Source organism: Micromonospora sp. B11E3 (genome assembly GCF_039871625.1).
Taxonomy (GTDB): Bacteria; Actinomycetota; Actinomycetes; order Mycobacteriales; family Micromonosporaceae; genus Micromonospora.
Genome location: NZ_JBDPMC010000007.1, coordinates 22,088 through 34,735 on the forward strand (window position 1 = coordinate 22,088; position 12,648 = coordinate 34,735).

The window sequence follows — 12,648 nt, forward strand, 5'->3', positions numbered from 1 at the left end:
CGGTGTCCAAAACAGTCATCTGGTCGTTCAACCTCTGATAGAACCCATTTGTCGACTTATCGCGCGATCAGTCGGGATGGCCAGGAGGGTGCGCTGTCCTGCCGTCCCGTGCCCGCCGACCGACGGCCCGCCGACCGGAGGGTGTCCCCCACATGAGCGGAACGATCTTTCTGTCCCCGCCCGACCTGAGCCCCCTGGAGGAGGCGTACGTCCTGCGCGCCGTCCGCTCCGGACGGTTCGACCCGGACGGGCCGGAGATCCGGCACTTCGAACAGGAGGTGGCCCGGCGGGTCGGCACGGCCCACGCGCTCGGGGTCAGCTCGGGAACGGCCGCCCTGCACCTCGCCCTGCTCGCGGTGGGCGCGGGGCCGGGCACCGTCGTGGTGGTGCCCACCCTCACGTTCGCGGCCACGGCCAACGCCGTGGTGTACACGGGGGCCCAGCCGGTCTTCGTCGACTGCGAGCCGGCCTCCGGCAACGTCGACGTCGACCTGCTGCCGGCGCTGCTCGACCGGCTGCGCGCCGAGGGTGAACGCGTCGCCGCCGTCATGACGGTGGACATCAACGGATCGTGCGCCGACTACGAGCGGCTGCTGCCGGTCTGCGCCGCCGCCGGCGTACCGGTGGTGGAGGACTCCGCCCAGGCGCTCGGCGCGACGCGGCGCGGGCGCGCGGCGGGGTCGTTCGGCCGGGTCGGCGTCTTCTCGTTCAGCCACAACAAGATCATGACCACGTCCTGCGGCGGCATGGTGGTCTCGGACGACGCCGGCCTGGTCGCCCGGTGCCGGCACCTGTCCACGCAGGCCCGCGAGCCCGTCCCCCACTACGAGCACCGCGACGTCGGCCACAACTACCGGCTGAGCAACGTCCTGGCGGCGCTGGGACGGGCGCAGCTACGCCGGCTGGACCAGATGATCGAGCGACGGCGCGCGATCCGGGAGCGGTACGCGAAGCTGTTCGCCGCCGTACCCGGCACCCGGATCCTCGGCGACGGCGACAGCGACTCCAACTGCTGGCTCACCTCCCTCGTGGTGGACCCGGACGCCGCCGGGTGGGACGCCGCGGAGCTCGGCCGGCACCTCGCCGCCCGGGACATCGAGACCCGCCCGATGTGGAAGCCGATGCACCGGCAACCCGTGTACGCGGGCCGCCCGGCCGCGCTGACCGGAGCGGCCGACCGGCTCTTCGCCACGAGCGTCTCGCTGCCCAGCGGCTCCGGGCTGACCAACGCCGACGCCGACCGACTGTTCGCCGCCGTCGAGGAGTTCCTGGAGGGCCGCCGATGACGGCTCCCCGCGCGTACGAGTGCGCCAAGCGCCTTTTCGACGTCGTCGTCGCCGCGGTGTGCCTCGTGCTGGCCACGCCCGTCATGCTCGCCATCGCCGTCGCGATCCTGGTGACGATGGGCCGGCCCGTGCTGTTCCGGCAGCCGCGACCGGGCCGCCACGCGAGGCTGTTCGACCTGGTCAAGTTCCGGTCGATGACCGTGCCGGGGTCCGCCGACGGGCCGGCCACCGACGCCGCCCGGCTCACCCCGCTCGGCGCCTGGCTGCGGGCGACGAGCCTCGACGAGCTGCCGGGCCTGTGGAACGTGCTGCGCGGCGACATGAGCCTGGTCGGGCCGCGCCCGCTGCTGCCGTCCTATCTCGACCGCTACACGCCGGAGCAGTTCCGTCGGCACGAGGTGCGCCCCGGCGTTACCGGCCTGCAGCAGGTGAACGGGCGCAACGCGCTGACCTGGGAGCGGCGCTTCGCCTACGACGTCTGGTACGTCGACAACCGCGGCTTCCTGCTGGACCTGCGCATCCTCGCCCGGACCGTGGTGGTGGTGCTGCGCCGGGAGGGCATCACGGCGCCGGGCAGCGTGACGGCACACGAGTTCCACGGCAGCCGGGTGCCGGTCGGGGCCGGGATCGGCGCCGAGCGCAGCGAGGTGACGGCGTGAGCGCCGACGTCGTCGTGGTCGGCTGCGGCGGCCACGGCCGGGAGGTGCTCGGCATCATCGACGCGGTCAACCGGGCGTCCGCCGCCGGACCGCCCTGGCGGGTGCTGGGCTTCGTCGACGACGCTCCCAGCGAGGCCAACCGCAAGCGGGTCGCCCGGCTCGGGCACGCGTACCTCGGCCCCACGACGGTGCTCGCGACGCTGCCGCCGCGTACCCACGTCGCGGTGGGCATCGGGGTGCCGGCGGCCCGGCGCGCGGTGGTCGAGCGGATCGACGGGTACGGCCTGCCGGCGGCGGACCTGGTGCACCCGGACGCCACGGTCGGGCCCGACGCCCGGCACGGCGAGGGCCTGCTGGTCTTCCCCGGGGCGCGGGTCACCACGAACGTGACCATGGGCCGGCACGTGCACCTCAACCAGAACGTCACCGTCGGGCACGACTGCGTGCTCGGCGACCTCGTCTCGGTCAACCCCCTCGCCGCCGTGTCGGGCAACTGCCGGCTCGACAGCGGCGCGCTGGTCGGCGCCGGGGCCGTGGTGCTGGAGGGCCGCCGGGTCGGCGCCCACGCCACGGTCGGTGCCGCCGCCTGCGTCGTCCGGGACGTCCCACCGCACACCGTCGTCAAGGGGGTACCTGCTCGATGATCGCCGACGCCGAGGGGCCGGGGCGTACGCCGGCCGCCGTGGGCGGGCCCGCCGCCGCGCGGCGGCTGCGGGTCGCCGTGCTGCTCAAGACGAACAGCGGCGGGATGTGGATCCTGCCGCAGGTCGAGGAACTGCGCGCACGCGGCCACGAGGTGGTCGTCGTCCTGCCGCCCGGTGCGGGCCGGCTCACGGCCGAGCTGCGGCGCCGGGGCGTACGGGTCGAGGAGTCGCCGTTCGACTTCCGGGTCGGCCCGGGCAGCGTACGCGGCCTGCTGGGCCTGCGCCGGCTGCTGCGCCGGCTGGCCCCGGACGTGCTGCACTACCACCTGCTCGCCTCCGCGTTCGCCGGCCGGTTCGCCACCCTCGGCATGTCGCTGCGCCGGGTGCACATGGTGGCCGGCCCGCTGTACCTCGAGTCCCCGGTCATCCGCCCCGTCGAGCGCCTGCTGTGGCGCCTCGACGACGTGGTGATCTGCGGCTGCCGGCACGCGTCGGACCGGTACGGGGAGCTGGGCTGCCCGCCCCGGCGGCGCCCGGTGGCCACGTACGGGGTGAACACCGACCGGCACCGGCCCGACTGGACGGTCCCGGCGGAGCCCGGCGACGGCGTGGACTTCGACCGGCGGGCGCACGCGGAGGCGCGGGCGAAGGCCCGGGCCGAGCTGGGCATCGGCGACGACACGTTCCTGGCGGTGATGGTCGCCTACGTCTACCCGCCGATCCGGTTGATCAACCGGGGCCGCGGGATCAAGGGCCACGACGTGCTGTTCCCGGCGTGGCGCCGGTTCCGGGAGCGCCACCCGAAGGCGCATCTGCTGGTGGTCGGCGGGGGCTGGGGCGAGGCGGGCGCGGCGCACCGCCGCGAGCTGATCGAGCGCTTCGGCGTGGCCGGCGACCCCGGCATCACCTGGCTGGAGACGGTCGAGGACGTCCGACCGTGGTACGCCGCGGCGGACGTGAGCGTGAGCCCGTCGCTGGGCGAGAGCCACGGGGCGGCCGTCGAGGCGGGCGCGATGGCGGTGCCGAGCATCGTCAGCGAGGCCGGCGGCCTGCCCGAGACCGTCGACGAGAGCTGCGGCTGGGTCGTCCCGATGGACGACGTGGCGGCGCTGACCGGGGCGCTGTCGGCCGCGTACCAGGAGTTCGTGGCCGGCCGGCTGCCGGAGCGGGGGCGGGCGGCCCGCCGGCTGATGGTGGAGCGGTTCGACAACCGCGACTCGGCTGTCCGGGTGGCGGACGTCGTCGAGGACGTCGCGGCCGGCGGGTGGCGCGGATGAGGGTCGTCGTCACCTCCGAGGCGCGCTTGTGCCGTACGCCGGACGGGGCGGTGTGGACGCCCGACGGACCCGACCACGGGTTCTGGACCCGCTACCTCAGCGTGTTCGACGAGGTGCGGGTGGTGGCCCGGGTGCAGGACACCGACCGCGCCGGCGAGACCGCGCGACGGGTCGACGGGGACCGGGTCGGGGTGTGGCCGCTGCCGTACTACGTGGGGCCGCGGCAGTACCTGGCGGCGCGGCGGGCGGTCGCCGCGGCCGTCGGCGAGGCCGCGGACGCCCGGGACGCGGTGATCCTGCGCGTCCCGTCGGCGATCGGGACGCTGCTGGCCGCCGGGCGCGACCGCCGGCGCCTGCCGTACGGGCTGGAGGTGGTCGCCGACCCGTACGACGTGTTCGCGCCCGGGGCCGTCGGCCACCCGCTGCGGCCCCTGCTGCGGCGGCGTTTCGCCGCCCGGCTGCGGGACGAGTGCGCCGCCGCCGTCGCGGTGTCCTACGTGACCCGCGCGCACCTGCAGTCCCGCTACCCGGCCCGGCCCGGCGTCCCGACGACGGCCGCGTCCAGCATCGACCTGCCGCCCACCGCCTTCGTCCCGCAGCCGCGCCGCGGCGCGGTGCCGGTGGGGGCCGAGCCGACGCTGGTCACCGTCGGCACGATGGACCAGTTGTACAAGGGCGTGGACGTGCTGATCGAGGCGGTGGCCCGGCTGACGGCCGCCGGCCGGCCGGTGCGGCTCGCCCACGTGGGGACCGGCCGCTACCAGCCCCGCCTGGCGGACCTGGCCCGGCGGGCCGGCGTCGCCGACCGGGTGACGTTCCTCGGCTGGTGCCCGCCCGGCGAGCCGCTGCACCGGCGGCTCGACGCGGCCGACCTGTTCGTCATGCCGTCGCGCACCGAGGGCCTGCCCCGGGCGCTGATCGAGGCGATGGCCCGCGCGCTGCCGGCACTGGGCACCCGCGTCGGCGGCATACCGGAGCTGCTCTCGGCCCAGGATCTCGTCCCGCCGGGCGACCCGGGGGCGCTGGCCGACGCGGTGGCCGCCATGCTCGGCGACCCGGAGCGGATGGCCGCCGCCTCGGCCCGGAACCTGGCGCGGGCGCGGGCGTACTCACGGGACGTCCTGCAGCCGCGCCGCGAGGCGTTCTACCGCAGCGTGCGGGACGCGACCGCGCGCAAGAGCCTGATCCGCTCCCGCTGACCCCCGTTCGGGCCCCGACGGCCCGACCGTCCCGAGGAGAGATGTCGTATGTCCACCGGCAGACCGGTGCAGCCGCGCGCCCCGCACGCCCGCCAGCCCGACGCCGGCTCGGCCGGCCCCGTCCCAGGCCCGGCCGGTGTCCGGGAGTCCGGCGCCGCGACCGCCGGCGGGCCGCCGGCCGGGCCCGGCGCGCCACGCCGGGTGGTGCACGTGGTCGGCTGCCTGGACCGGGGCGGGATCGAGACGGCCGCGCTGGACGTGTGCCGGTCGATTCCGCCCACGCAGGCGCACCAGACGTTCGTCACCGTCGCCGGCTGGGAGGGCACGCTGGCCGGTGACTTCCGCGCCGCGGGCGCGGCGGTCCGGCAGCTGCCGGTACGGCCGAGGGCCACGTTCGCGCTGCGGATGTGGCGTTGCCTGCGGGCGCTACGGCCCGACGTCGTGGTGTCGCACATCAGCCTGACCAGCGCGCTGGTCCTGCTGATGGCGCGGTTCTGCGGTGTCCCGGTACGGGTGGCGCGCCTGTGGAGCGAGGGCGACGGCCGGGTCGAGACCGGGCGGCGACGCCTCCAGCGCACGGTCCTGCGCCGGCTGCTGCGCCACGCCGCGACCGACGTGCTGGGGGTGACGGCCGCGGCGCTGGACTTCACCCGCCCGCCCGGCGACGACCCGCGCTACCGGGTGCTCTACAACGGCGTCGCCCTCGACCGGGTCGACGGATGGACCCGACGGGCGGCCCGCGAGCGGTGGGGCCTGCCGGCCGACGTTCCCGTGCTCGGCTATCTCGGCCGGGCCGCCCCCGAGAAGAACCGCCCGTTCCTCGTCGACGTGCACCGGGCCGCCCGCGCGCTGCGGCCCGGCACCCGGCTGCTCGTCGCCGGACCGGCGGGCACCGACGACCTCACCACCGCCTGCCCGGGGATCGGGGCCGACGGGCAGGTGGTCCTCGCCGGGGAGGTGGACGACATCGGTGCCGTGCTGGCCGCCGCCGACGTCCTGCTGCTGCCCTCCCTGCGGGAGGGGCTGCCGGGTGTGGTCCTCGAGGCCCTGGCCGTCGGCGTGCCGGTCGTCTCGTCCGACCTGGCCTGTCTCCGGGAGCTCGCGGCGCTGGTCACCGGGCTCACCCCGGTGCCCCTGAGCGCGGGGGCGGACCGCTGGGCGCAGGTGGCGCTCGACCAGGCCGCGACCGGCGCGGACCGGCGCCGGGAGATCGCCTCGTCCCTGCGCGCGTCGCCGTTCACCCTCGCCGCCGTGGCCGGGCAGTGGCGGGCCCTGTGGGGCGTCGCCCGGTGAGCCCGCGGACGGACGAGCTGCTGCCGGCACCCGTGGTGCGGGTGTCGGCCGAGGAGCGGCGGTCGCCCCCTGACGGGAGGCTCACGACCGCGCTGGTGCTGTCGCTCAGCCTCGCCCTGGTGGTGTTCGTGCCGAGCCTGCGCCACTGGCTGATGGTGCCCGTGACGCTCAGCGGGATCCTCATCGGGGTGGACACCGTCGCGTGGTTCCACCGGCGGACCGACGTGTTCGACCCCCGGGCCTACCTGGGCCTGACGGGATTCCACTTCTTCTACGTGGCCCCGATCCTGCAGGTCAGCCTGGACCACTGGTCGCCGCGCATCTACGACCCTCCCGACTGGCCGAACGCGATCGGCGCCATGGCCGTGCTGAACACGCTCGGCCTCGCCCTCTACCGGGTCGTGGTGGCCCTTCCGGCCCGCCGCGGGCGCCGGCGGCACCGGCCGGCGAGGCAACTGGACGTCCGGGCGTTCTGGTGGTTCGGGCTGCTCGCCGTCGCGGTCAGCTTCGCCGCGTTCGGCGTCGAGGTCGCCATGTTCGGCGGGCTGTCCGGGTTCGTCGAGGTCATGACCGGGTCCTACGAGCGGCCGGAGCTGGCGGGCCTCGGCTGGTTCCTCCTGATCACGGAGGCGTTCCCGGCGCTGATGGTGGCGATGGTGCTGGTGCGCTGGCGCTCCGCCCTGGCCCGGCGGCCGGGGCTGCTGATCCTGCTGATGACCGGCCTGGCCGTGACGCAGTTCTTCGTCAGCGGCCTGAAGGGCAGCCGGAGCAGCACCATGTGGCCGGTGCTGCTCTGCCTGATCATCATCCACCTGCTGGTGCGGCGGATCCCGCGCCGGGCGCTGCTCGCCGTCGTCGCCGTGCTGCTGGTCTACATGTACGGCTACGGCCTGTACAAGTCCGCCGGGCCCGACGTCCTCGCGGTGGCCAACGGCACCCGCAGCGTGGAGCAGGTGTCCTCCGCCACCGGACGCGACCTGCCCACGCTGCTGACCGGCGACTTCGGCCGGGCCGACGTCCAGGCCGTGGTGCTCGACCGGCACCTGCACGGCGAGGCCGAGCCCGTGCTCGGGTCCACCTACCTGAACGCCGTGACCCTGCTGCTGCCCGACGCGCTGCTGCCGTACCACCCGATGAGCAAGGTCGAGGTGGGCTCGGTCCTGCTGTACGGGCCCACGATCCTGGAGAGCGAGCACCGGTCGAGCAAGGTCTACGGGCTCGCCGGCGAGGCGATCATCAACTTCGGGCCGGTCGGCGGGCTGCTCTCCTTCGCGGTCCTCGGCCTGGTCGTCCGGGCCGTCCGGCGGTACTACCTGAACGCGGTGCACCGGCCGGACCTGGCGCCGAAGCTGCTCGCCCCGATGGCCTGGACGCTCGTCGGCATCGTCAGCGCCGACCTGGACAACGTCGTGTTCTTCCAGCTGAAGTACGCGCTGCCGCTGGTGGTGGTGGTGCTGCTGTCCCGCCGGCTGGACCGGGGGTCGCGGCCGGCCGTACCGCAGGTGCGGCCCGGGTCGCCGCACCGCCGCGCGGGCGCGCACCGGATTCCCGCCGGGCGGTAGGCGGACCGACGGCGCCGCCGCCGGCCGTGGCCGGCGGCGGCGCCGTCTTTTCCTCGGCAGATGCCCTACCGCTGGGCGTGGTGCCGGATGCCCGCCCAGTCGTGGTGGCGGCGGACGGTGGAGAGGATGAAGTCGACGACGCGGCGGGAGGTGTCCGGCACCTGGTAGTCCGCCGGGCAGGGCACGCCGTCGGCGGCGACCTGGTCGACGGTGACCCGTACCGCCTCCACCACGCCCGCCGGGTCCAGGCCGGTCATGACGATGCCGCCCGCGTCCAGGGCCTCGGGACGTTCGATCGACTCCCGCAGCGTCACGGCGGGAAAGGCGAGGATCGCGGCCTCCTCGCTGATCGTGCCGCTGTCCGACAGCGTGCACCGCGCCTCGCTCTGCAGGCGTACGTAGTCGAAGAAGCCGAACGGCTCGTGGAACGCGATCCCGTCCAGGGCGGCGTCGTGCCCGGTGAGCGCCTCCAGGCGCTTGCGGGTGCGGGGATGCGTGGAGACGAGCACCGGCAGGCCCCAGGTGTCCCGCACCGCGCGGAGGCAGTCCAGCAGGCGGCGCAGCCGGGCCGGGTGGTCGACGTTCTCCTCCCGGTGCGCGCTGACCACGAAGTAGCCGCCCGGGGCGAGTTCGAGCCGGTCCAGCACGGTCGAGCGGGCGACGTCCGCGCGGTGGTGCTCCAGCACCTCGCGCATCGGCGAGCCGGTGTGCAGGACGCGCCGCGGGTGCAGCCCCTCGGCCAGCAGGTTGCGCCGGGCGTGCTCGGTGTAGACGAGGTTGAAGTCGGCGACGTGGTCGACCAGCCGCCGGTTCGTCTCCTCGGGCACGTTGAGGTCGAAGCAGCGGTTGCCGGCCTCCATGTGGTAGACGGGCACCCGCATCCGGCGGGCCATCAGCGCGGCGATGCAGCTGTTCGTGTCCCCCAGCACCAGCAGCGCGTCCGGTCGCAGCTCGGCGATGGCCGCCTCCACCCCGACCAGCACCCCGCCGAGCACCCGGCCCAACGACGTGGTGTCCACGCGCAGGAACCGGTCGGGCGGGCGCAGCCGCAGGTCGGTGAAGAACACGTCCGACAGGGCGGGGTCCCAGTTCTGTCCGGTGTGGACCAGCACGTGGTCCACCGTCCGGTCCAACCGGTCGAGCACGCGGGACAGCCGGATGATCTCCGGCCGGGTGCCCACCACAGTCATGACCCGGGTCACCCGGTCACCTCCCGATCCTGCCGCGGGGCGGCCCTTCGCGATGTCGTCTCACCCACCGGCGGCCGGGGAGCCGACCGCCTCCCGGTAGGTGTCCGGCCGGTCCGGGTCGAAGATCCCGTCCGTCCAGAACAGCGTCAGCAGCTCGTCGCCGCCGGTGTTGGTGATGTCGTGCGCCCACATGGTGGGCATGTCCACCACCACCGGGTCGGCCCCGTCGACCGGGAAGCGGACCACCTCGTCGTGCCCGATCCGGCGCAGAGCGATCTCGGCCGTGCCGCGCAGGACGACGAACCGCTCCACCTTCGCCAGGTGGAAGTGCTCGCCGCGGGTGACGCCGGGGCGGGTGGTGGAGCAGAACGTCTGGCCGGCGCCGCCGTGCGCCTTGACGGTCTCGACCAGCACGCCGCGCTGGTCGGCCCGGCGCGGCAGCGGCATCGGGTAGCGCGCCGGGAACAGGTGCGACCGGTAGGTGTTGAACAGGCGGACGTCGTGCCGGTCGAGCAGCGGCGGGAGCTCCGCCCGGCGGTAGGTGGCCGCGTACCCGGTCAGCCGCTCGGCGAGCGCGCGCACGCCGGTCCGCAGCGCCGGCATCCCGGCGTCCCAGACGCCGGCCGGGGGCGCGTCGAGCAGCCGGGCCGCCGCGTCCGTGACGTGTACCAGGTGCAGCTCGCGGTCCTCGCGTACCTCGGGCTCCCCACCGTCGGCGAGGACCCGGCAGAACGTGGCGGTGACCGAGTTGTAGAAGGGGCGGCCGTGCTCCCCGTACAGGTGGGGCAGGCGCACGTCGACGACCTGGCTGCCGGCGGCGGCGTCGGCCAGGATCGCGGCGGCGGTCGCCTTCGAGTCGCCGTAGGGCGTGCCGTTGCCGGCCTGCGTCGAGTTGGCGAAGACGACGGTCTTCGGCGGCTCGGGGCAGCGCCGCAGGCCCCGGGCGAGCGCCTCGGCCAGCGCGACGTTGCCGGCGGCCACGTCGGCCGGGTCGCCGCGGTTGACGCCGGCCAGGTGCAGGACCCGGTCCACGCCGCGCAGCCGGGCGGCGACCGCCGCCGGGTCGGCCAGGTCGGCGCGGTCGACGACCGCCGGCTCGGGCCAGCCGAGCGCGCGGACGAGGACCCGCACGTGCCAGCCGAGGAAGCCGCCGGCGCCGGTGAGCGCGACCCTCACGGAACCAGCGCCGGGTCGCGTGCGGCCAGCTCCGCGCGGATTTCCGGCAGCGTCCGCAGCAGCTCCATGATCTCCGGTACGTCGAGCCGGCGGGCGTTGGCGGAGGTGAAGTCCTCCCGGGCGGGGCCGCCCAACTCGCCCTCGGTCACGTAGAGCGCGTAGTTGAGGTCGCGGGCGTCGACGGGCACCCGGTAGAAGTCGCCGAAGTCGTCGGCCTGGGCCAGTTCCTCGCGGCTGGCCAGCGTCTCGTCCCGCTTCTCGCCGTGCCGCACGCCGATCACCTGGTACTTGGCGGGGACGTCGAACAGCTGGCACAGCGCGGTGACGAGGTCCCCGATCGTGCAGGCGGCGGCCTTGCGGATGAAGATGTCGCCGGCCCGGGCGTTGGCGAACGCGTGCTCGACCAGTTCGACCGAGTCCGCCAGGGACATCAGGAACCGGGTCATGCCGGGGTCGGTCACGGTCGGCACGGCGCCGGCCTTGAGCTGCTCGACGAACAGCGGGATGACCGAGCCCCGGGAGTACATGACGTTGCCGTACCGGACGCAGGAGACGACGGTGCCGCTGCGCGGGTTGTTCCGCGCGTGCGCCTGGGCCACCTTCTCCATCATGGCCTTGCTCATGCCCATGGCGTTGATCGGGTAGACGGCCTTGTCGGTGCTGAGCACGACGACCGAGCCGACGCCGTTGCGCTGGGCGGCCTCGACGACGTTCGCGCTGCCCAGCACGTTGGTGCGGACCGCCTCCAGGGGAAAGAACTCGCAGGAGGGCACCTGCTTGAGGGCCGCGGCGTGGAAGATGAAGTCCACCTCCCGCGTCGCGCGGGCCACGGTGTCGAAGTCCCGCACGTCGCCGACGTGGTAGCGGACCCGGTCGTCGCCGAGCGCCCGGCGCATGGCGTCCTGCTTGGCCTCGTCCCGGCTGAGCACCCGCACCTCCGCCACGCCCCGGTCGAGCAGCCGCCGGGTCATCGTCTGGCCGAAGGAGCCCGTTCCCCCCGTTATCAGAACCCGTCGCCCCTCGGTCGAAGATGTCATCAGCAGCCCCCGTTCGTCGTTCGTGGCACCCGGATCAACGACGGACCACGCAGAAGGGGCACGCAAAACGGACTAACCTACCGATACGGGGATGTTCTCCGCCCGGTTGCCGGGGCGTAGCGTCTCGAAGAACTCGCCCAGCGGACCGGCGTACGCCCGGAAGTCGAACGACTCCAGCGCGCGGGCCCGGGCGGCGGCCCGCATCCGACGCCGGTCGGTGGGCGTCAGCAGGAGCGCGCGCCACAGGGTCTCGGCGAGGGCGTCGACCGAGTGGTCCCGACAGACCAGCCCCTCGACGCCGTCGCGCAGGTAGCTGCCCAGGTCGCTGGTGAGGTTGGCGATGACCGGGGTGCCGTTCGCCACGCTCTCGCAGAACTTCGTGGGGAAGCCCGCGCGGGTGAACCGCTCCTCCGCCCGGACCAGCACGCTGAAGTCGGCGGCCTGGAGGACGGACGAGACCTGCTGCTGCGCCAGCCGGCCCAGCACCCGCACCCCCTGCGGGATCGGGCCGCCGCCGAGCATCCGGCGCACGTCCTCGGGGGCCGGCCCGACGATCCGCAGCTCCACCCGGCCGGCGCCGGCGTTGACCCGGTCCACCGCCCGCACGAGCGTGTCGACCAGGTCCTTGCGGCCCGGGGAACCCGCGTAGACCACCCGGAGCCGGCTCCCACCGTCGTCGTCCGGGCCGGCGGACACCGCCAGCCCACGCACGTCGAGCGTCGGCGGGACCTGGAGCACGGGCAGCCCCCGCCGCCGGTAGTAGTCGGCCAGGAAGGAGCTGATCGCGATGACGCCGTCGCACCGCGGGTAGTGGTAGCGCCGGGCGAGCTGGCTGCTGAGGTAGAGGGGGCCGAGGGCGCCCCCCGGCACCTGCCGCGGGCCGTACCAGTCGACGACGTCGGCGACCAGTGGGATCCGGTGCCGGCGACACCAGCGACCCAGGTGCGCGGCGTACGGGGCGTCGCCGCCGTACAGCACCACGTGGGACGGCCTGGTCGGCTGGGCGTCGAGCCAGCGCACCGTACGCGCGCCCCAGCGCAGCAGCCAGTGGACGGACTTGGCCAGCCTCCCCGCCCCGTCCGGCGGTATCTCACCGGCGCCGACGTAGCGCACCGAACCCGGCCCGTCGAGCTCGGGCAGCCCGGTGAGCTCCCGGCCGTGCTCGCCGCTGACCACGACGACGTGGCGCCCGGCCGCCGCGAGGCCGCCGGCCTGCCCGTACACCCGCCGGGAGCTGGCCTGACCCCACGGGAAGAGGAACGGGCCGACGTAGGCCACCCAGTCGTTCCGTACGGACTTCTCCACCCGACTCCCCCTGTCGCCTG

11 protein-coding genes are annotated in these 12,648 nt (G+C 74.9%); 7 read left to right on the forward strand and 4 right to left on the reverse strand.

The genetic code is table 11. The annotated features are described in order from the left end of the window. Positions 1 to 152 precede the first annotated feature (152 nt). The 7 genes from ABGB16_RS05835 to ABGB16_RS05865 are packed head-to-tail and all read left to right on the forward strand — an operon-like array spanning position 153 to position 7,920. Positions 153 to 1,286 (forward strand): aminotransferase class I/II-fold pyridoxal phosphate-dependent enzyme, encoded by a 1,134-nt coding sequence (locus tag ABGB16_RS05835; protein ID WP_347666914.1) that lies wholly within the window; start codon positions 153 to 155, stop codon positions 1,284 to 1,286. Continuing rightward, entirely contained in the window at positions 1,283 to 1,945 is a 663-nt protein-coding gene (locus ABGB16_RS05840) for a sugar transferase (RefSeq protein ID WP_347666915.1), read from the forward strand. Before ABGB16_RS05835 ends, ABGB16_RS05840 begins: the two co-directional genes overlap by 4 nt. Continuing rightward, positions 1,942 to 2,589, forward strand: a complete 648-nt coding sequence (locus tag ABGB16_RS05845) for an acetyltransferase (RefSeq protein ID WP_347666916.1) — start codon at positions 1,942 to 1,944, stop codon at positions 2,587 to 2,589. Before ABGB16_RS05840 ends, ABGB16_RS05845 begins: the two co-directional genes overlap by 4 nt. Next, a complete protein-coding gene (locus ABGB16_RS05850; protein ID WP_347666917.1) occupies positions 2,586 to 3,866 on the forward strand; it encodes a glycosyltransferase family 4 protein in 1,281 nt (426 codons plus the stop codon). Before ABGB16_RS05845 ends, ABGB16_RS05850 begins: the two co-directional genes overlap by 4 nt. After that, complete coding sequence (locus tag ABGB16_RS05855; protein ID WP_347666918.1) at positions 3,863 to 5,065, forward strand: glycosyltransferase; 1,203 nt, start codon at positions 3,863 to 3,865, stop codon at positions 5,063 to 5,065. The genes ABGB16_RS05850 and ABGB16_RS05855 overlap by 4 nt, the downstream gene beginning before the upstream one ends. 48 nt (positions 5,066 to 5,113) lie before the next feature. Further along, on the forward strand, positions 5,114 to 6,358 hold the full coding sequence (locus ABGB16_RS05860; protein WP_347666919.1) for a glycosyltransferase: 1,245 nt from the start codon (positions 5,114 to 5,116) through the stop codon (positions 6,356 to 6,358). Beyond that, positions 6,355 to 7,920 carry a hypothetical protein gene (locus ABGB16_RS05865; protein ID WP_347666920.1) on the forward strand — a complete coding sequence of 522 codons (1,566 nt, stop codon included), beginning with the start codon at positions 6,355 to 6,357 and terminating at the stop codon, positions 7,918 to 7,920. The genes ABGB16_RS05860 and ABGB16_RS05865 overlap by 4 nt, the downstream gene beginning before the upstream one ends. 65 nt (positions 7,921 to 7,985) lie before the next feature. On the opposite strand, the gene wecB is transcribed toward ABGB16_RS05865, so the two are convergent. The 4 genes from wecB to ABGB16_RS05885 all read right to left on the reverse strand — a co-directional run bounded on the left by wecB (position 7,986) and on the right by ABGB16_RS05885 (position 12,628). Continuing rightward, entirely contained in the window at positions 7,986 to 9,122 is a 1,137-nt protein-coding gene (gene wecB / locus ABGB16_RS05870; RefSeq protein ID WP_347666921.1) for a UDP-N-acetylglucosamine 2-epimerase (non-hydrolyzing), read from the reverse strand. Positions 9,123 to 9,170: 48 nt separating this feature from the next. Next, positions 9,171 to 10,286, reverse strand: a complete 1,116-nt coding sequence (locus tag ABGB16_RS05875; protein ID WP_347666922.1) for an NAD-dependent epimerase/dehydratase family protein — start codon at positions 10,284 to 10,286, stop codon at positions 9,171 to 9,173. Continuing rightward, positions 10,283 to 11,323 carry an SDR family NAD(P)-dependent oxidoreductase gene (locus ABGB16_RS05880; RefSeq protein ID WP_347666923.1) on the reverse strand — a complete coding sequence of 347 codons (1,041 nt, stop codon included), beginning with the start codon at positions 11,321 to 11,323 and terminating at the stop codon, positions 10,283 to 10,285. The genes ABGB16_RS05875 and ABGB16_RS05880 overlap by 4 nt, the downstream gene beginning before the upstream one ends. Positions 11,324 to 11,395: 72 nt before the next feature. Beyond that, the gene (locus tag ABGB16_RS05885; protein ID WP_347666924.1) at positions 11,396 to 12,628 is read right to left on the reverse strand and encodes a glycosyltransferase; all 1,233 of its coding nucleotides are present in this window, start codon (positions 12,626 to 12,628) and stop codon (positions 11,396 to 11,398) included. Positions 12,629 to 12,648 lie beyond the last annotated feature (20 nt).

Coding starts and splice junctions, on each gene's coding strand:
- ABGB16_RS05835 (WP_347666914.1), top strand. CDS start 153: ATGAGCGGAACGATCTTTCTGTCCCCGCCCGACCTGAGCCCCCTGGAG.
- ABGB16_RS05840 (WP_347666915.1), top strand. CDS start 1,283: ATGACGGCTCCCCGCGCGTACGAGTGCGCCAAGCGCCTTTTCGACGTC.
- ABGB16_RS05850 (WP_347666917.1), top strand. CDS start 2,586: ATGATCGCCGACGCCGAGGGGCCGGGGCGTACGCCGGCCGCCGTGGGC.
- ABGB16_RS05855 (WP_347666918.1), top strand. CDS start 3,863: ATGAGGGTCGTCGTCACCTCCGAGGCGCGCTTGTGCCGTACGCCGGAC.
- ABGB16_RS05860 (WP_347666919.1), top strand. CDS start 5,114: ATGTCCACCGGCAGACCGGTGCAGCCGCGCGCCCCGCACGCCCGCCAG.
- ABGB16_RS05880 (WP_347666923.1), bottom strand. CDS start 11,323: ATGACATCTTCGACCGAGGGGCGACGGGTTCTGATAACGGGGGGAACG.